Source organism: Limnohabitans sp., from assembly GCF_017848645.1.
Taxonomy (GTDB): domain Bacteria; phylum Pseudomonadota; class Gammaproteobacteria; order Burkholderiales; family Burkholderiaceae_C; genus Limnohabitans_A.
In genome coordinates this window covers 102663-121159 of sequence record NZ_JAFEIF010000027.1, presented here as the reverse complement: position 1 = coordinate 121159, position 18497 = coordinate 102663, and the positions used below count along the sequence as shown (strand labels likewise).

General features: G+C 57.5%; 20 protein-coding genes. 11 read left to right on the top strand and 9 right to left on the bottom strand.

The annotated features are described in order from the left end of the window. Positions 1-159: 159 nt before the first annotated feature. Together QZ190_RS06950 and QZ190_RS06945 are read right to left on the bottom strand one after the other, a co-directional pair. A complete protein-coding gene (locus QZ190_RS06950; protein WP_291915050.1) occupies positions 160-942 on the bottom strand; it encodes a metallophosphoesterase in 783 nt (260 codons plus the stop codon). A 51-nt stretch (positions 943-993) separates the two neighbouring features. Then, positions 994-1569, bottom strand: a complete 576-nt coding sequence (locus QZ190_RS06945) for a hypothetical protein (protein WP_291915049.1) — start codon at positions 1567-1569, stop codon at positions 994-996. Between the two features lie 210 nt (positions 1570-1779). On the opposite strand from QZ190_RS06945, the gene QZ190_RS06940 reads away from it, so the two are divergent. Together QZ190_RS06940 and QZ190_RS06935 are read left to right on the top strand one after the other, a co-directional pair. After that, complete coding sequence (locus tag QZ190_RS06940) at positions 1780-2514, top strand: hypothetical protein (protein ID WP_291915048.1); 735 nt, start codon at positions 1780-1782, stop codon at positions 2512-2514. Between the two features lie 304 nt (positions 2515-2818). After that, a complete protein-coding gene (locus QZ190_RS06935) occupies positions 2819-3529 on the top strand; it encodes a GIY-YIG nuclease family protein (RefSeq protein WP_291915047.1) in 711 nt (236 codons plus the stop codon). Between the two features lie 138 nt (positions 3530-3667). On the opposite strand, the gene gatB is transcribed toward QZ190_RS06935, so the two are convergent. The 3 genes from gatB to gatC are packed head-to-tail and all read right to left on the bottom strand — an operon-like array spanning position 3668 to position 6951. After that, a complete protein-coding gene (gene gatB / locus QZ190_RS06930; protein WP_291915046.1) occupies positions 3668-5182 on the bottom strand; it encodes an Asp-tRNA(Asn)/Glu-tRNA(Gln) amidotransferase subunit GatB in 1515 nt (504 codons plus the stop codon). A 5-nt stretch (positions 5183-5187) separates the two neighbouring features. Then, complete coding sequence (gatA, locus tag QZ190_RS06925; RefSeq protein ID WP_291915045.1) at positions 5188-6648, bottom strand: Asp-tRNA(Asn)/Glu-tRNA(Gln) amidotransferase subunit GatA; 1461 nt, start codon at positions 6646-6648, stop codon at positions 5188-5190. 3 nt (positions 6649-6651) lie between these two features. Then, positions 6652-6951: an Asp-tRNA(Asn)/Glu-tRNA(Gln) amidotransferase subunit GatC gene (gene gatC / locus QZ190_RS06920; protein WP_291915044.1), complete on the bottom strand. Its 300-nt coding sequence runs from the start codon at positions 6949-6951 to the stop codon at positions 6652-6654. 211 nt (positions 6952-7162) lie between these two features. On the opposite strand from gatC, the gene QZ190_RS06915 reads away from it, so the two are divergent. From QZ190_RS06915 to mrdA, 4 genes are all read left to right on the top strand, one after another. Continuing rightward, positions 7163-8206, top strand: a complete 1044-nt coding sequence (locus QZ190_RS06915) for a rod shape-determining protein (RefSeq protein ID WP_100120121.1) — start codon at positions 7163-7165, stop codon at positions 8204-8206. A gap of 69 nt (positions 8207-8275) precedes the next feature. Next, positions 8276-9217 carry a rod shape-determining protein MreC gene (gene mreC, locus QZ190_RS06910; protein WP_291915043.1) on the top strand — a complete coding sequence of 314 codons (942 nt, stop codon included), beginning with the start codon at positions 8276-8278 and terminating at the stop codon, positions 9215-9217. Next, positions 9214-9735, top strand: a complete 522-nt coding sequence (mreD, locus tag QZ190_RS06905) for a rod shape-determining protein MreD (RefSeq protein WP_291915042.1) — start codon at positions 9214-9216, stop codon at positions 9733-9735. Before mreC ends, mreD begins: the two co-directional genes overlap by 4 nt. Positions 9736-9737: 2 nt before the next feature. Beyond that, positions 9738-11738 carry a penicillin-binding protein 2 gene (gene mrdA / locus QZ190_RS06900; protein WP_291915041.1) on the top strand — a complete coding sequence of 667 codons (2001 nt, stop codon included), beginning with the start codon at positions 9738-9740 and terminating at the stop codon, positions 11736-11738. Between the two features lie 25 nt (positions 11739-11763). Here the strand turns inward: mrdA and QZ190_RS06895 are convergent, their stop codons facing one another. From QZ190_RS06895 to QZ190_RS06880, 4 genes are all read right to left on the bottom strand, one after another. Then, the gene (locus QZ190_RS06895) at positions 11764-12177 is read right to left on the bottom strand and encodes a VOC family protein (RefSeq protein WP_291915040.1); all 414 of its coding nucleotides are present in this window, start codon (positions 12175-12177) and stop codon (positions 11764-11766) included. A gap of 62 nt (positions 12178-12239) precedes the next feature. After that, positions 12240-12611: a TraR/DksA family transcriptional regulator gene (locus tag QZ190_RS06890; protein WP_291915039.1), complete on the bottom strand. Its 372-nt coding sequence runs from the start codon at positions 12609-12611 to the stop codon at positions 12240-12242. Positions 12612-12710: 99 nt separating this feature from the next. Continuing rightward, the gene (locus tag QZ190_RS06885; protein WP_291915038.1) at positions 12711-13361 is read right to left on the bottom strand and encodes a glutathione S-transferase; all 651 of its coding nucleotides are present in this window, start codon (positions 13359-13361) and stop codon (positions 12711-12713) included. Between the two features lie 96 nt (positions 13362-13457). Further along, positions 13458-14063: a hypothetical protein gene (locus tag QZ190_RS06880; RefSeq protein WP_291915037.1), complete on the bottom strand. Its 606-nt coding sequence runs from the start codon at positions 14061-14063 to the stop codon at positions 13458-13460. Positions 14064-14287: 224 nt separating this feature from the next. On the opposite strand from QZ190_RS06880, the gene QZ190_RS06875 reads away from it, so the two are divergent. The 5 genes from QZ190_RS06875 to QZ190_RS06855 all read left to right on the top strand — a co-directional run bounded on the left by QZ190_RS06875 (position 14288) and on the right by QZ190_RS06855 (position 18431). Then, the gene (locus QZ190_RS06875) at positions 14288-14494 is read left to right on the top strand and encodes a hypothetical protein (protein ID WP_291915036.1); all 207 of its coding nucleotides are present in this window, start codon (positions 14288-14290) and stop codon (positions 14492-14494) included. A gap of 303 nt (positions 14495-14797) precedes the next feature. Continuing rightward, the gene (locus QZ190_RS06870; protein WP_291915035.1) at positions 14798-15181 is read left to right on the top strand and encodes a DUF2946 family protein; all 384 of its coding nucleotides are present in this window, start codon (positions 14798-14800) and stop codon (positions 15179-15181) included. A 114-nt stretch (positions 15182-15295) separates the two neighbouring features. Then, positions 15296-15772, top strand: a complete 477-nt coding sequence (locus tag QZ190_RS06865; RefSeq protein ID WP_291915034.1) for a copper chaperone PCu(A)C — start codon at positions 15296-15298, stop codon at positions 15770-15772. A gap of 56 nt (positions 15773-15828) precedes the next feature. Continuing rightward, complete coding sequence (locus QZ190_RS06860; RefSeq protein WP_291915033.1) at positions 15829-16191, top strand: DUF2946 family protein; 363 nt, start codon at positions 15829-15831, stop codon at positions 16189-16191. Between the two features lie 98 nt (positions 16192-16289). Then, a complete protein-coding gene (locus QZ190_RS06855) occupies positions 16290-18431 on the top strand; it encodes a TonB-dependent receptor (RefSeq protein ID WP_291915032.1) in 2142 nt (713 codons plus the stop codon). Positions 18432-18497: the final 66 nt, after the last annotated feature.

Sequence of the window (18497 nt, the reverse complement as noted above, 5' to 3'; positions counted from 1 at the left end):
GGTATTGGTGCAGACGGGGGTGGGGCGGGGGACGCGGTACAAGTTGGAGGATTTGTTGTCCGACATCACTGACGACAACGCGCACAAAGAAGTGGAGTTCGGTGCGCCGGTAGGTAGGGAAGCGCTTTGATCATTGAGCCCTCGATGTATCGAACTGCCTCACAGATCAAATACTGCAATTTCTGGCGCGGCACCCCAACGCAGGGGCAGGATCGATGTGCCCAGACCCTTCGATACATACAAGCGACAACCCGGTACATCGTAGAACCCAGCCACGAAACGTCCGCTGCCCATGGGTCTGAATGGTGCCCAACCGCCAAAGCTCACCTGACCGCCATGGGTGTGGCCAGATAAACACACGGATAAGCGTTGCTGGCTCATCAGGCGGTTGATTTCGGGCACCTCAAAGAAACCAGGTGAGTGCTGAACAAGAACAGTCACGTTGTCTGATGGAGCAGGTGACAGCAGTCGCGCATCAGGTTGCCCGGCAGTAAAGTCATCCAGTCCGATCAAATGGATCTTTCGTTCCCCAGATGTGAATGAAACACGCTCATTGAGCAGGAACCGGCCATTCGGTTGCGCTGCAAAAAGGGCAATCAATGCCGGAAAATCCACCCCGCTCCAGTGCTCCCAGTTGCCCGGTACGGCGACGGCGGGAATGGTCCCTAGGGCAGCCAAAAAATCCTTCAGCACAGGCAGTGAATCGGCACGGTCGATGGCATCACCTGTGAGCAGTACTAAATCAGGCTGCAGCGCCTGCACCTGAGCCACGACGGCTATTTCAGACTTGCCGAAGCTCTGCAAGTGAAGGTCGGACAGTTGCACCACCCGAAATCTGGCTGCTTGTGATGGCGCACGCATGTCGTGATGCGTGACTTCAAGATCGGAACCGCTGCGCCAGTACAGGCAGAGTGCGGTCAATAAGCCGATGGCCAAAACCATAGAAACAAGCCAGATGGGCCGAGAAAACATGTGGGGGTTAAATCAAAACTTTCAGGCCGCTTGGTCAGACAGCCACCGATCCAGCAGCGGTCCCACATAGGCTTTGCCCAGGTCATGTCCGCTTTTGGGGACAATCGTGACGGGAATGCCTGTCAACCGTCCAAAGGTCTCGACATTGGCCGGGATGCTTTGCCAGTCTTCTTCCCCGACATGAATTTCACAGCGGGTAGGTGCATTGAATTGCCTGGCTTCGGCCAGCGTTTTCAGCCGTTCTGGCCGTGGCGGCGAAAAGCTGGTTCTGGCTTCTTCGTTCGTGAACTCGCCAACGATGGGTGACAGCAACAGCACCCGACCCACGAAAGATGGCATTTGGGTTTGCGCATGCAAGAACAGATATGAGCCGAAGGAATTGCAGATCACCTGTGCCTGTTCATGCCAGAAATGGTTTTGCAGGTCATCCACGATGGCCTGCACTTGTTTATCAAAAGGCAGTGATCGGAAATCGTCACGCGTTTCGCGCCCGGCGACATCAAAGCCCCGATCCATGAGGCCCTGACCCAGGCCGTTGGTCAGCTGGCCTCCGTGGCCGGGGAGGTAGTAGATGGTGCGATAGAGTGGTGCAGTCATGCGCTGATTGTGGCTTACGACTTCTCATTTCAATGCCGGGATTCGTCTTTTAGAAGAACGATCCAACAGTTAGTTGCGCGTCCATAGACCAGAAGAGGGCAGGTATCGTCTGGGTGAGGAGCTTGTCAATTGTTGGCTGTAGAAGCGTTTTAAAATTAAAAAACGTGACAGTCAGCGGTCTACTCACTAAACCGTACAAAATTTATCCTTATGACCAGTATTGCCGGATACAACCTTAACGCAACACCTTGTTGCGGGGAACTCTATTCCAGTCCGCGTTACCGCTCCATGAATTTCATGGCGGGTGAATATTGGACCGATGGTTATCGGGGTGGTTCTTTGATGCCCAATGGACATGGACTTCGCCAATGCAAATGCGGCAACTACTATCTGATGAATGAAATGCATTATGTCAGCCAGTCCGAGGAACTCGAGGCACCTCACACAATGCCTGTTACGCCCGAAGACTTACCAGATGTCATAGCAAAAGCCAGAACGATTGATATTGAGCGTGCGGCACGGTTGACTTATTTGCAGCATTTAAACCATCCCTACCGCGAACGTTACCGCGCTCACCGCGATGCAGAAGAGGCTGCAACCCGCGCCGCATGGGAAGCAGAGAATCCGGACTTGCGCACTTGGTGGAGGAAGCTACTTAAAGTTGAAGCCCGACCATACATTCGTCCCGAAAGCAGCCCCTTTACTTATCCGCCTCACGAACTCAACGCCCCGCAACGTGAAAACCTGAACGCCTTGTTGAATAGTAAGAAAAAATTTCGGCTTGACTCTACCACCCGTGCCGAACTGCATCGTCAGCTGGGTCAGTTTGAACAAGCGGAAAAAGCCTTGCAAGATATGCCCACCGATGAAAAAAATGTAACTCAGCGCCTAATAAAGCGCTTAATCAAGGAGAAAGTAACCGCTCCTATGCGCTATCGGATGTAAGGATTGCTATGATCAAAAAATAAGAATCTATCCTAAGAGCCAAGAGCCAAGAGCCAAGAGCCAAGAGCCAATCGCGAGATATTGGCCGACCGGCCAAAAGGGGGGTAAGGTCGTCATGCTTCTTTTCATTATTATTAAATGCATATAACTATGAATTGGGCTGAATTTTGAAAATTATGATTAATAAAGAAAGTGAAATTAAAAATATTTTTGATGGAAATATAAATAAAAATTTGATCTTCATTGAATATGAGAAATTCAAGATAGATGCCTTCATGCACAGAAAAAATTTGGAGATTTTGCGATGAATATTAGAGGTTGGGTATATGTAATCTCAAATCCGGCAATAGTTGGATTGGTGAAAATTGGGTTCTCAACAAAAGACCCATCTCTCAGGGCAAGAGAACTTGACTCAGCAGGATTTCCGCATGCTTTTAAAGTGGAGGTGGATTTTCTGGTTGATAACCCGCGTGATGTTGAGCAGCTGACGCACAAGCACTTAGCTAGCTATCGTGAGGGCAAAGAGTGGTTTCGATGTGATATCGCGACTGCGATTCGGGCTATAAAAAATTGTGCCACGATTATTCATGCCTCAAGCGGAGAAAATCTTCAAACTAGTGATAAATCTGGTTGCATCAATAGTCCTCCGGCTGTCAAAAAAATGATCTTGACGCCTTTAAGATATTGCAAACTCTGTAATGGTTTGCTAAGTGTAAAACCATGGCGTAAACTTTATTGCTGGAAATGCATGGGCCTTAAATCGACATTAGACTTGATATCACGGAACAAAGAATGGTGTGATTCTCAATCAATTAAACAATTTTATAATCCAGAAGCCCAAGACCATTCCGATCCACCCTATAACATTAATAGAAGACGTGGTGAAATGGGGCATTGCGAAAAATGTGGAAATCCGCTTAAAGTTATCTCGGATGGAGTTGTCGAGTCGTGTAGTTATTGTGCCAGTGGAAAATTCAGCGATTATCAAACTTGGGCAAAGACACCTGTTAAATGATATGACCAAACAAGCAATCGGCAAGCAAATTTCTTAAGCTTTAGTGCTTTTTTGCCATTGCCATTGCCATTGCCTAAATAATATTTACACTGAGTCCATTTGATTGGGAAAATCAGTACTGCCGCAAGGTAAATAAAATCAAGTCAGTTTCTTTTTTAGAAGCTCGTTCACTTGACCAGGATTTGCTTTCCCTTTGCTGGCTTTCATGATTAGACCAACTAGGCTATTAAGCGCCTTGGTGTTACCTGCCTTAAATTCTTCGATGTTCTTTGAGCTTATGGACAGCACTTCGTCTACGATTTTCTCCAACTCACCGACATCATTCATCTGCATCAGACCTTTATTCTTGATAATCTCATCGACAACTGACAACTGGCCTTCATTGGAAATGGCATCGCCAGAGGCATTCCAAAGCAAATCGAATACCGTCTTTGCTGCACTATGACTGATATGGCCTTGAATAATTCTTGTCACAACTGCCGCAAGTCCTTCAGCGCTTACAGGACATTCATGAACGGCAATTCCGAATGTATTCAAGCGAGCAGCAAGCTCTACCATCGCCCAGCCCGCGCCTTTAGCGCAAGCCTCCATCAAATGTGATTGATAGGCTAAATTTTGCAATAGTGTCTTGTAAAAATTCTCGAAATAAACTGCTTTTGGCTGCTCAGAAGTAATCGCATTCGCAAGCTGCTCGGGCAGTGCGTAGTCTTTGACGAAGCGCTCGGCCATCACACGGGGCAGCTCGGCCATCTCGCCTTTGACGCGCTCGACCCAGTCGCGGCCGATCACCAGCGGGGGCAGGTCCGGGTCGGGGAAGTAGCGGTAGTCGGCGGCGTCTTCCTTGGTGCGCATGGCGCGGGTCTCGCCCGTGTCGGGGTCGAAAAGCACGGTGGCTTGCTGGATGGCGTAGCCGTCTTCGATTTGGTCGATTTGCCAGCGCACTTCAAAGTCAATCGCCTGCTGCATGAACTTGAAGCTGTTCAGGTTCTTGATCTCGCGGCGTGTGCCCAGCTCGCCGCCGGGCTTGCGCACCGACACGTTGGCGTCGCAACGGAAGCTGCCTTCTTGCATGTTGCCGTCGCAGATGCCGATCCAGGTCACGATCTTGTGCAGCTCTTTGGCGTAGGCCACGGCTTCTTCGCTGCTGCGCATGTCGGGCTGGGTCACGATTTCCAGCAGGGGCGTGCCGGCGCGGTTGAGGTCAATGCCAGACTGGCCAATGAAATCCTCGTGCAGCGATTTGCCCGCGTCTTCTTCAAGGTGGGCACGCTCCAGCCGCACAGTTTTGCGAACAGTCTCTTTGCCTTCTTCCAGGAAGAACGACACCTCACCGCCTTGCACCACCGGGATCTCGAACTGGCTGATCTGGTAGCCCTTGGGCAGGTCGGGGTAGAAGTAGTTTTTGCGCGCAAAGATGCTGCGCTCGGCAATGTGGGCGTTGATGGCCAAGCCAAATTCAATGGCGCGCTCTACAGCGCCGATGTTCATCACGGGCAAGGTGCCGGGCAGGGCCATGTCCACCGCGCAGGCTTGTGTGTTGGCTTCAGCACCAAACGCCGTGGGGGCGCGGCTGAAGATCTTGCTGTGGGTCGAGAGTTGGGCGTGTGTTTCGAAGCCGATGACGACTTCGTAGCCTTGGACGAGTTTGCTCATGGTGTTCAGACTCCTGCCGGTTTTTGCAGGTGGAAATCGGTAGCTTGTTGCAGGCGGTGTGCGGCGTTCAGCAACTGGGCTTCCTTGAAGTAGTTGCCGATCAGCTGCAGGCCCACGGGCATGCCTTGTGCCCCAAAGCCTGCGGGCACGCTCATGCCGGGCAGGCCGGCCAGCGAGGCAGGCAGCGTGAAGATGTCGGCCAGATAGTCGGCCACGGGGTCGTTGGCATTCTCGCCAAACTTCCAGGCCACAGACGGGGCCACAGGGCCAGCAATCACATCGCATTCTTTGAACGCGTTTTGGAAGTCGTCGGCGATCATGCGGCGGATTTTTTGCGCCTGCAGGTAGTAGGCGTCGTAATAACCGTGACTCAGCACATAAGCGCCCGTCATGATGCGGCGCTTGACCTCGTTGCCAAAGCCTTCGGCGCGGGTCTTTTTGTACATGTCCACCAGGTCGGTGTAGTCCTTGGCGCGGTGGCCAAACTTCACGCCGTCAAAGCGGCTGAGGTTGGAGCTGGCTTCGGCCGGGGCAATGATGTAGTAAACCGGAATCGACAACTCGGTGCGCGGCAGGCTGATGGGCACCAGCTTGGCGCCGAGCTTTTCGTACTCGCGCAAGGCGCTGTCTACGGCGGCACGCACATCGGCCGCCAAGCCTTCGCCAAAGAACTCTTTGGGAATGCCAATGCGCAGGCCTTCGATTGAGTTGTTGAGCGATGCAGAAAAGTCTTCGGTTGGCATGTCCAACGAAGTCGAGTCACGGTCCAAGTCCGCGCCGCACATGGCACTCAGCAAGAGCGCGCAGTCTTCGGCGCTGCGGGCCATGGGGCCGGCCTGGTCCAGGCTGGAGGCGTAGGCGATCATGCCGTAGCGGGATGCGCGACCATAGGTGGGCTTGATGCCGGTGATGCCGCAAAAGCTGGCGGGCTGGCGGATCGAGCCGCCCGTGTCGGTGCCGGTGGCGGCAGGCGCCAGGCCTGCGGCCACAGCGGCGGCGCTGCCGCCCGAAGAGCCGCCGGGCACGCGGGCTGTGTCCCAGGGGTTTTGTACCGGGCCATAGGCCGAGTTTTCGTTGGCCGAGCCCATGGCGAATTCGTCGCAGTTGAGCTTGCCCAGCGTGACCATACCCGCCGTGCGCAGGCGCTGCACCACGGTGGCGTCAAAGGGCGAGCGGTAGCCGTTCAGGATCTTGGAGCCTGCGGTGGTCGCGAAATCGCGGGTGACGAACACGTCTTTGTGCGCCACGGGCACGCCTTCGAGGGTGCCCGCTGTGCCGTCCGCCAGTTTGGCGTCGGAGGCGCGGGCCTGGGCCAGCGTCACTTCGCTGTCGATGTCCAAAAAGGCGTTGTGCGGGTTGCCGCCCATGCGGGCCAGAAAACGCGTGGCCACTTCGACGGCGCTGACCTCTTTGGTTTGCAAAAGGGTGACCAGCGCTTTCACGCTGAGGTTGTGCAGATCACTCATGGCTTACTCGATGACTTTGGGGACCAAGAACAGGCCGCGCTCAACGGCGGGGGCGCTTTGCTGGTTCAGATCGCGTTGGTTGGGCTCGCTCGCCACATCGGGGCGCAGGCGCAGCGTGATGTCCTGAATGGCGGCCACGGGGTGGGCCATGGGGGTGATGCCGGTGGTGTCCACCGCCTGCATGGCTTGCACGATGCCAAAAAAGCCGTTGATTTGAGTGAGCATGCGCTCGCTTTCATCGGGCTTGAGTTCCAGCCGGGCGAGGTTAGCGATCCGGGCAATATCCTGTGGGGTCAACGACATGGTTCAAAAAGGCTTGTGGTGGGGTGTATTTCGGTGCATGGGGCAGGCCAAGGGCCGCCAAATGACGGGGGTATCGGGTATTATCCTGTGTTTGCTGAAGGGCTCAGAATGCCTTGTCAAGCACCCATTTTGATACACCCCATTTGACCGCTGTGCCGCCCCCTTGCAGCTTTGTCTGGCTGCCCCCGGGTTGGAGCACCAAAGGACCCCCATGTTTTCCTCTTTTCGCCGTTATTTTTCCAGTGACCTGGCCATCGACCTGGGCACTGCCAACACCCTGATTTTTGTGCGCGACAAGGGCATCGTGCTGGACGAGCCCTCGGTGGTGGCCATTCGCCACGAAGGCGGCCCCCAGGGCAAGAAAACCCTGCAAGCCGTGGGCCACGAAGCCAAGGCCATGCTGGGCAAGGTGCCCGGCAACATCGAAGCGATCCGCCCCATGAAGGACGGCGTGATCGCCGACTTCACCGTGACCGAGCAGATGCTCAAGCAGTTCATCCGCATGGTGCACCCCCGCAGCACCTTCCGCCCCAGCCCCCGCATCATCATTTGCGTGCCCTGCGGCTCCACCCAGGTCGAACGCCGGGCGATTCGTGAATCGGCATTGGGCGCAGGCGCTTCCGAGGTGTATTTGATCGAAGAACCCATGGCCGCAGCCATCGGTGCGGGCCTGCCCGTGTCCGAAGCTTCGGGCTCCATGGTGGTGGACATTGGCGGGGGCACCACCGAGGTGGGCGTGATTTCGCTGGGCGGCATGGTCTACAAAGGCAGTGTGCGCGTGGGCGGTGACAAGTTTGACGAAGCCATCATCAGCTACATCCGCCGCAACTACGGCATGCTGATCGGTGAGCCCACGGCCGAATCGATCAAGAAGAACATTGGCTCGGCCTTCCCGGGCAGTGAAGTCAAGGAGATGGAAGTCAAGGGTCGCAACCTGTCCGAAGGCGTGCCGCGCAGCTTCACCATCAGCTCCAACGAAATTCTGGAAGCCCTGACCGATCCGCTCAACCAGATCGTCTCGGCCGTCAAGACCGCCTTGGAGCACACGCCGCCCGAGTTGGGTGCCGACATTGCCGAGCGCGGCATGATGCTCACGGGCGGCGGCGCTTTGTTGCGCGACCTGGACCGATTACTGGCCGAAGAAACCGGCTTGCCGGTGCTGGTGGCCGAAGACCCGCTGACTTGTGTGGCGCGCGGTTGCGGCATGGCGCTGGAGCGCATGGACCAGCTGGGCAGCATTTTCACCAGCGAATAAGCCCTTGTCGGGTGCAGCTGGACTGCACCCTCACCCTCTCATCTCACCACCATCCGGTGCAATTGAACCATGGCCCTGGATACGCTTGAACGCAGTGCACCGCCGATCTTTCGGCAAGGCCTGTCTGCGACTGCCAAGATGCTGCTGCTGGGGCTGCTGGCGGTGTTGTTGATGGCGGCAGATCACCGGATGCAGATTTCTCAGCCCATCCGCTCAGGCGTGGCCCTGGTTCTGTCGCCCTTGCAGTGGTTGTCCCTGCAGCCGGTGAATGCGGTCAATGCCCTGACGCGTTACTTTGGCAATCTGGAGGACGCACAAGATGCGGCCCTGATTTTTCAGACCCGCACCATCGCCCAGGCTCAACGTTTGCAGCAGGTGGAGCAGCTCAGCCAGGAAAACGCCCATTTGCGGCAGTTGCTCGATTTGCGTGCCCAGGTGGCTGGTCCAGCCAAGGCGGTTCAGGTGCTCTACGACACCTCGGACCCCTATACCCAACGTGTTGTGGTGGACCGTGGCTTGATGGCCGGTATTGCGCAAGGTTCGGCGGTCATTGACACGGCTGGGGTGGTGGGGCAGGTCACCCGCGTTTACCCTTTGGTCAGTGAAGTCACGCTGCTGACCGACCGCGCGCAGAGCATCCCGGTCATGAACGCCCGAACCGGCAGCCGTTATGTGGCCAATGGGGACCCGCAAACCCTGGGCGGCTCGCTCGATTTGAAGTTTGTGCCGGCTGGCGCAGACATGCAAAAAGGCGATTTGCTGACCACCAGTGGCATTGATGGCGTCTACCCGGCGGGCTTGCATGTGGGGCGCATTGCCCGAATTGACCGCCGCGTTGACTCGTCCTTTGCCCGTGTGCATGCTGAGCCCATGGCCACCGAGCGTGGGCGTCATTTGCTGGTGTTGTTGCCGGTCAAGGACTGGCCGGAACCACCGAAGCCAGAAGCGCCCAAAGCGACCAAAGCCAAAGCGACAACATCTGCCCTGCCTGCTGCAGGAGCCAAACCATGATCATGCCCGCAGGGCGTCCCCTGCTCTTGCCTGCCAACCCCAAGTTCATTGTGTTGAGCTTTGTCTTGGCCTTGTTGCTGCACATGTTGATGGGGCTGCTGGGCTGGTATTGGCTGCCCGATGTGCTGGCCATCGTGATGGTCTTCTGGACCGTGCACCAACCGCGCCGAGTCGGCTTGGTGCTGGCCTTTGTATTGGGCTTGGCGCTGGATGTGCACGAGTCGGCCTTGTTGGGGCAAAACGCGCTGTCTTATGTGGTGCTTTCCGGACTGGCCACCGTCGCGCAGCGACGGATGCAATGGTTTCCCTTGCGCGAGCAGGCCCTGCAAATTTTGCCGCTCTTTGTTGTAGCGGCCGTGGTGGAGTGGCTCACACGCCTGGTGGCGCATGATGCCTGGCCCGCCTGGAGCCAGCTGCCTGGGCCTTTGCTGCAAGCGGCCCTGTGGCCTTTGGTGGGGGCCTTGCTTTTGGCACCTCAGCGTCGCGCGTTCGAGCGAGACGATATTCGTCCGCTTTGAGCATGCCGTTGAACCTGCCCTCCTTGGCCGAGCTGCGCGACACCCGCGTCGAAATTCAGCGCTTTCAAGGCCGTGTGCTCGTCATGCAGTGGGTGGTGTTGTGCTGCTTTTTGCTGCTGGCCAGCCGCTTGGCTTATTTGCAAGTGGTCCGTCACGAAGATCTGCTGGCACAAGCCGAGAACAACCGCACAGCGATCTTGCCCACGGTGCCACCACGGGGCACAATTTTGGACCGCAACGGTGTGGTGCTGGCGAGCAACTATTCGGCCTACACACTGGAGATCACGCCCTCCAAGGTCAAGGACCTGGAGGCCACGATCAATGAGCTGGCCGAGTTGGTGGACATTCAGACCAAGGACCGTCGCCGTTTCAAGCGCCTGCGCGAGGAGTCCAAAAGCTTTGACTCGCTGCCCATTCGCAATCGCTTGACCGACGAAGAGGTGGCCCGCTTCAGTGCGCAAAGTTACCGGTTTCCGGGTGTGGAGATCAAGGCACGATTGTTCCGCCAGTACCCCTACAGCGAGTTGGCCAGTCATGTGATTGGCTATATCGGGCGCATCAACCAGCGTGACAAGGAGCGGCTGGAAGAGGAGGAGGACGCGGCGGCCAATTACCGGGGCACTGAATACATCGGCAAGCTGGGTGTCGAGCAGCGCTACGAGCGCGAACTCCATGGCATCACGGGCGTCAACGAGGTGGAAACTTCCGCCGGGGGGCGAGCCACGCGCAGTTTGTCCAGCCGTCCGGCCATACCCGGGCAAAACGTGGTCTTGTCCATCGATATCCAGATGCAGAAAATGGTTGAAGACTTGTTCGGCAACCGCCGCGGCGCACTGGTGGCGCTGGACCCGAACAATGGCGAGGTGCTGGCCTTTGTGAGCAAGCCCACCTTCGACCCCAACTTGTTTGTCGACGGCATCGATGTTGAAAATTGGCAAATGCTCAACGAATCGATTGACAAACCGCTGCTCAACCGGGCGCTGCGCGGCACCTACCCGCCTGGCTCGACCTACAAGCCTTTCATGGCCATGGCCGCATTGTCTACGGGCAAGCGCAGCGCCAGCACCATCGTCAACGATGCAGGCTCCTGGACGTATGGCGGGCACACCTTCCGCAGCCACGGGGATGCTGGGCTAGGCGCAGTTGACATGGTGCGGTCCATTGTGCTGTCGAGCAACGTGTATTACTACTCGCTGGCCAATGAGATGGGTGTGGATGCGATCCATGACTTCATGAAGCCGCTGGGTTTTGGCCAGATCACCGGCATCGATTTGCCCGGTGAAGTGCGCGGCATCTTGCCCAGCACCGAATGGAAGCGCAATTATTACAAGCGACCCGAGCAAAAGAAGTGGTACGGCGGAGAGACCATTTCTTTGGGCATAGGTCAGGGTTACAACACCTTCACGATGCTGCAACTGGCTTCAGCCACGGCCACCTTGGCCAACGCAGGCTTGCAGTTCAAGCCCCGTGTGGTCACGGCTACCCAGGACGCGTTGACACACGCCCAGACCCAGGTGGGCGCACAGCAGCCCCTGGACCTGGGGTTCAAGCCAGAGCACATGGACGTGGTGCGCAACGGCTTGGTGGGGGTGGTCACTTCAGGCACCTCGGCACGGGTGTTTGCTGGAGCGGGTTACACCAGCGCGGGCAAAACCGGCACGGCCCAGGCAGTGACCATCGGGCAAAAAGACAAGTACGACGCGGCCAAGTTGTCCGAATACCAGCGTGACCATGCCTTGTACATGGCCTATGCGCCCGCCGATAAGCCGCAAATTGCGGTGGCGGTGGTGGTGGAGAACGCAGGTTTTGGCGCGGCCTCGGCCGCCCCAATCGCCCGCCGTGTGTTTGACTATTGGCTGCTGGGGCAATACCCCAGCGAAGAAGACATGGCGGCCACACAAAAAGGCCAGACCGCCAGCCCGATCGGCAAGCCAAGGAACAAAGCTGAGGTGCCCTTGATGGCCCCCAAAATCCTGCCTGCTGGCAAACCTGACAAGCCCTGAACGCGGCTTGGCAGGGCGCAGGCGTTCAGCTGGCGTAGACCGTGTCCAAGCGGGCGAAGCCTTTGACTTCGATGGGGTTGCCAAATGGGTCCATGAAGAACATGGTCCATTGCTCACCCGGCAGTCCGGCAAAGCGCAGGTGCGGCTCGACCACAAACTTCATTTGCCGGGCCTGCAGGCGATCGGCCAGCGCTTGCCAATCGGCCTTTTGCAAGACCAGACCAAAGTGCGGCATGGGCACCAGGTGATCGCCCACATGACCCGTGAGGGTGGTTTTGAAAGGCTCGCCCAGGTGCAGGGAAATCTGGTGCGAAAAAAAGTCAAAGTCCACCCAAGTCTCGGTGGAGCGGCCTTCCTGGCAACCGAGCACACCGCCATAAAAGCGGCGCGCTTCGTCCAGGTCGGTGACATGAAAAGCGAAGTGAAACAGGCTGTGCATGCGTCAAAGCATATCAGCCCAAAGATCCCGCAGCAGCGGGAAGAACCCGAAGTCCGAACGGCTCAGCGGTGGTGCTCGGACAGGCTTTGGCAATCGATGCAGCGCTTGGCTGTGGGGTAGGCGTTCAGACGGGATGGGGCAATGTTGACGCCGCAATCGGTGCAGATGCTGTAAGAGCCTGCCCGGATGCGCTCCAATGCGGCATCGATGTCGCCCAGCTCGGCGGTTTCGTGTTCGTTCATGGCGAACTCGTCATTGCGCTCGGAAGTGGCCTGGGCCCGGTCATCAAAACTGCGCACATCGTGCGCTGCCGCCATGTCCGCACGAGAGACCAATCCGCCGCGCTCTTGAGCCATGCGCGTCAGCAGCTCTGTGCGTGCTGCGATCAGCTGTGTTTTGAAGATGTCGTGTGGGGCGGGTGTGGCGGTGTTCATGGAAGCATCATGAAACCGCCTTGCGTCGGTGGTGTTGACGCAGGTCAAACCCTGGCGACGTGGCCCTTGCGAAGGGCCATGTCAGGGCTTGGGTGAGTTTCAGGCCTTGGCTTTGGCGCGCGCCATCAACAGCTCGGTGTTGGCCTTGCGGTCGGCATTGACCTGTTGCATGGTGGGGCGCTCATTCATGCGTTTGAGGTAGTCGCGCACGGGAAGATCCGCCAGAAAGTCGCGGCCATAAACGATTTTGGTGGCCGCGGACACCAGAGGCAAATGCACCACCGCCGCGCAGTCGGCCAGGCTCAGGTTGTCTCCCAGTATGTAGGGCTCGAATTGCGCCAACTGGGCGAAAGCGGCCACGTTCTTTTCCAGCTGGGCGGCAGTCTTTTCCTTCACGCTGTCGCTGACCTGCCCGCCAAAGAAGGCTTGTGGATACACGTTGCGAGCCACCAGCTCGAGGTGAAGCTCCAAGAACGTGACCAATTCACGCACCTTGGCCGCCGCAAAGGGATCGGCCGGCAGCAAGGGGTGCTGGGGGTGCTGCTGCTCGATGTACTCCATGATCACTGCCGACTCGCACAGCGTACCTTTTTCGGTTTTGAGGTACGGCACTTTGCCCAAGGGACTGGCCTTGGGGTCGGTTTGGCCCACCCAGGCCAGCTCTTCGGTGAAGGGCACGCCTTTTTCGAGCAGTGCGAATTTGACTTTGTTGTAGTAATTGCTGGCCGAAAAGCCGCAGAGTGTCAGCATGGGGGTCTCCTGGGATGATCAATGGATCTCCAGCTTAACCCGCAGGCTCAGAAATGCGCGTCGCTGACTTGACCGCTTCAAGCGGCTGGGTGCTGTTCAGTCGTGTGCTTCGGGCGTGCGCAGGAAGAGGGCGAAAGACAAGGGCTTGGCATCGGGGTTTTGGCGCTGCAGCGCAGAGCGTGGAGATGCCGAGATGGGCGCAGGAGGTGTAGGTTTCAAAAGGGCAGGGGAGGCAGGCGGTTTGAGCAGTTGCAACCGTGCAGCTGTGCCCGATGTGGCCTTCGTGACCACGCGGCCCGTCACGATGTCGTCCCAGTTGCTGCCCAAAATGGTCGACACGCGCTGGGCCGCTTTGCGGCGCAAGCCTGGCGTGTAAAACAAGCTGTCCTTGCCGGTTTCTAACTCATACAGCTGCCAAACGGTGATGCAGGCTCTGGACGCCACCACAAAGGCTTCGAGTCCTTGTTGGGTGCGCAATCGGCGCAAGACACCACCGCAGGGGTCATCCGACTCTGTGCTTTGTTGGCCAATGAACCGCTCCATGTTTTTGTTGGCCAGCAGCAAGTGACGCTGAATGTGCCGCACGCGCACGGACTTGAGCACGCGCGACTGACCAGGGCCAAAGGGCATTTCCACGGTTTGCGCTTCCTCTTGGGCCGGTGCATGTGCAAGTTGCAGATGAGATTTGACAAATGAGTTCATGGCAAGGGCGGCAATGACGTGGATCGCTTTTTAATAACAAAAGTTATCTATAATTTTGCAATTCTATTATTAAATTTTTGTATTTTTGCCTTTGCCAATTCATTATGTAAAAATTGTTACCTTTAAGCCAAAGTAATTATTTTGTTTGGATCGAGAGTTGGCCATGAGGCGGGGTGTCAGGACATGGGCAGTCCAGTGGTGTGCATAAGCTCAAGAGATAGATCTTGCAAGGCTGGCATCAAGACCAACAACAAAAAACGCTTGATTGGTCTTGGAGCCTGTATGTTGGAGCGCTTGGTCTACCGCTCAAAAGCCACCCACAAGCTTGGCAACTTGCATTTTTCAATCTGCTGCTGCAATGCCGCAAGCGCAACCGCGACTTGGGCATCACGGGGCATTTGCTCTACACCGAAGAGCTTTTTGTTCAGTAAATTGAGGGGCCACCGGAGTCGATCGATGCCTTGTGGAAAAGCCTCAAACGGGATGAACGACATGACCAACTTGAGCTCCTCTAGCGCAGCCGCGAATCGACGCGGCGATTTGGCAAATGGTCCGTGGCGTTTTCCACTTATGGACATTTCAATAAATACGAGATGCCCGGATTTTTCCGGTCTACGAGGCCAACATGTGCGAGGCGGCTGAGCGTTTTCCCGGCTTGGTCACAGCCTTGGTTTGGGGTGATCCGTGCCCTTGTCTAACGGACGGTCAAACCCTCAATGTCATAATTGAGCGACATGCTGACTCTGCAATCCCTGCGCAACGCCCACCGCCTCACCCGCCTCGTGCTGGTGTGGTTTGTGTTGTTTGTGGGGGCGGCCGTGGCTTCGCCGCTGGTCAACCCAGAGGGCATGCAGCTGGTGTGCACCACAGCGGGCAGCGTCAAGCTGCTCCAGCTCGATGCCGATGGTGAAGAAACGCAAGGCAGCCACCACGGCCTGCACTGCGCCTTGTGTTTGCCGGTGGCCGCGCCCCCGGTGGTGTCGGTTTCAGCGCCAGTCCATGCCGGGCTGTCTCATGCGCTGCGTCCTCTAGAGCAGGCTAGGCTGGCCTCGCTCATTGGCCTGCCCTGGCAGGCCCGCGCTCCCCCCTTCTTTTTCTTGATCTCGTCGGCAGTTTGACGGCCAAGTGCGGTGTGTCCGCATGAGCCGGTCCACCTGTTCACGATCCGATTGGCTTGCTTTCAAGCATCGCCACACCTTTTTTCCTTGTGTCTTTTTTAACTGGAGTTCGCCATGAAACGCGTAGTTGTCTCTTTTGCCGTCCTGATGTCGGCCCTGTTCAGCCAGGCCCAAGCCCAAGTCACCGTGAAGGACGCCTGGGTGCGTGCCACCGTGGCGCAGCAAAAGGCCACGGGTGCTTTCATGCAGCTGCAGTCGGCGCAAGACGCCAAACTGATCTCGGCTCAGTCGCCTGTGGCCGGTGTGGTCGAGGTGCACGAGATGGCCATGGACGGCGGCGTCATGAAAATGCGTGCGGTGCCCAGCCTGCCCTTGCCCGCGGGCAAAGCGGTGGACCTCAAGCCCGGTGGCTACCACGTCATGCTGATGGACCTGAAAGGGCAGGTCAAAGACGGTGACACCGTGCCCGTGACCCTGGTGGTCGAAGGCCAGGACGGCAAGCGCCTGACCTTGGAGTTGAAAGTTCCAGCACGCAAAGCCGCCGCGCCCGCCATGAAGCATGGCGAGGGTCATTCGGCGCACAAGCACTGATCGAATCGCATTGAGACCTTTGTACTGACACGTCTGCGCAGAGCCGCATCGCTGCCATGTTCGCTTTGACCACAACACGTCGACTGTGTGCCCGTTGGGTGCTGGCTTGGTACGTGCTGTTTGTGGGCGTTTCGGTGTTGGCGACCACGCTGCAGCCCAAGACCATGGATGTGGTGTGCTCCGCCATGGGCATCATGAAAGTGGTGGTGCAAGGCGAGGGTGACGCCGCCCCAGTGAGCAGCAGCATGGACTGCCCGCTGTGCGCTCACGCTACCCCTGCACTGCCGCCACCCACGGTGGCTGCTTTGGCGCATGTGCACGATGCACGCGCACACATCGTGCAAGCCTTGCCCGAGGCCTTGCTGCTGGCACGCACCGCGCCGCCACTGCCTTCCCGCGGGCCACCTGTTTTCAATTGATCCACACCCCCGCTCACTGAACGCCTTTGTGGTGCTCAGAGCCTGTTGTTGCGCTTGGCCAAAACGGCCGATAGCGACCGATCGATTGAAAACTTGTCATGAAAAATTCCCTCTCTCTTTCTCCTTTGTCTTTGGCCGTGTTCGGCCTGTTGGCCAGTTTCAGTGCCGCTGCCGTGGCCCAAACCGCGCCTGCGTTGGACACCATCGTGGTGTCGGGCTCGCGCTCTGAAACCAAATTGTCTGAAACCCCCGTGTCCATTGAGGCGGTCAGCCGCGCCCAGTGGGATGCCGACAAGCCCAAGTCGGTGGGCGAGATCATCAACCGCATTCCGGGCGTGCACTGGAACGATTTGGGCAACGAGCAGCACAGCATGGCCATTCGCCAGCCTATCAGCACCAATGCGGTCTACCAGTATCTGGAAGACGGCATCCCGATCCGTCCCTTGGGCGTGTTCAACCACAACGCCCTGAACGAAAACAACATGAACGGTTCGAGCGGTGTTGAGGTGGTCAAAGGCGCGGCTTCGTCGCTGTACGGCAGCAACGCGGTGGGGGGCGCGGCCAACTTTTTGACGCAACGCCCTTCACGCACACCCACGGGCTATGTGGGCATTCGCCACGACCACACCGATGGTTTTACCCGTGTGGACTCGGGTGCGAGCAACACCTGGGGCGATTTGGGTCTGCGGTTTTCGCACTACAGCTCGCAGCGCGATACCCACAACTGGCAGCAGTACAGCGGCGGTAAAAAAGACGCTTTCACACTGCGTGGCGACTACAAGCTGAGTGACAAGTCCTGGTTGCGTGCCTCGCTGGTGCACACGAATCTGGACTCGGACACACCCGGCAGCTTGTTTGAAAACGACTTCCGCAGCAACCCCGGCAAAAGCATCAACACCTTCACTTGGCGCAAAGACAAAACCACCCGCGCTAACCTGGCTTGGGAGGGTGAAACCACGCAAGGCGGCTTGACCACCGTCACCCTGTTTGCCCGTAACAACGACCATGGTCAGCTGCCCAACTACACCATCTCGGGTTGCTCGGGCGCCAACTGCAAGGGCACATTGAACAACAACCATGTTGAATCGCTGGGCGTGGACGTGAAGCACGAACAAAAACTCGATTGGCTGCGTGCCCGCCTGGTCACAGGTGTCTACATTGACCGCAGTCAGAACGACTATGTGTCGGGCAACCTGAAAGTGGTGCGCGATGTGCCGACTGGCCGCTACATCAGCTACACCTTGAACAGCGTGGCCAAGCCCAGCGGGGTGCGCAACTACGGTGCGGGCATTGCCAACGATGCCGCGTTTGCACAGCTGGAGTTCAGCCCCAGCGAGCAAATCCGTGTGGTGGCAGGTGGCCGTTATGACCGCATCCGCTACGACTTCAAGAACAACCTGACACCCGGGGCCAACTACGGCGCCGCCAACGAGGTGCGCAGCTTTGCCAAGTTCAGCCCCAAGCTGGGCGCGACCTATGCCCTCAGCCCTGCCAGCAGTTTGTACGGCAACCTCAGCATGGGCTTCACACCACCCGAAGTCAGCCAGCTTTACGGCAGGACCGCCATTCCCGAATTGAACTCGGCCACCTACGACAACGTCGAAGTGGGCTGGCGTGCTCTGCTGCTTTCGGGCATTCGCCTTGATTCGGCCCTGTACCAACTCAGTGGCAAGGACACCATCGTGTCTTACACCTCTGAAATTGGGGACAGCTACAACAAAAACGCGGGCAACACCCGCAGTCGAGGCCTGGAGCTGAGCGTGAACCAAGAGTTGCGAGGATGGGGAGGGGAGTGGGACTGGCGCGTGGGAGCGACTTGGGCCGAGCACACTTTTGTGTCTTACCGCGTCAGCGACAAAGCGGGCGCCATTGAAGACTATTCGGGCAAAGGCATGCCGCAGGCCCCTAACCACACCATCACCGCCCAATTGGGGTGGAAATTCACACCGACTTCGCGCGTGGCTTTGGGCCTGGTCCAGCAAGGCAGCTACTGGATGAACAACGCCAACACGGTGCGTTACGCGGGCCACACCTTGCTCAACCTGACCGCCAGCCACAAGTTGCAAGATGGCTGGGAGGTTTGGGGCCAAGTGCGAAACCTGACCAACAAGCTGTATTCGGACAACGCGTCCAGCAGCTACAAAAGTGGCGCTTACACACCCAACACACAAAACACCTACGCCGCAGGTGCGCCGCGCAGCGTCATGTTGGGCTTGACCAAATCTTGGGGTCAACGTTGACGTGCAGTTTGGCTGGCGATGATGGGTTTAAAAGTCACCAGGACTTCGCCAGCCTTCAATTCAATC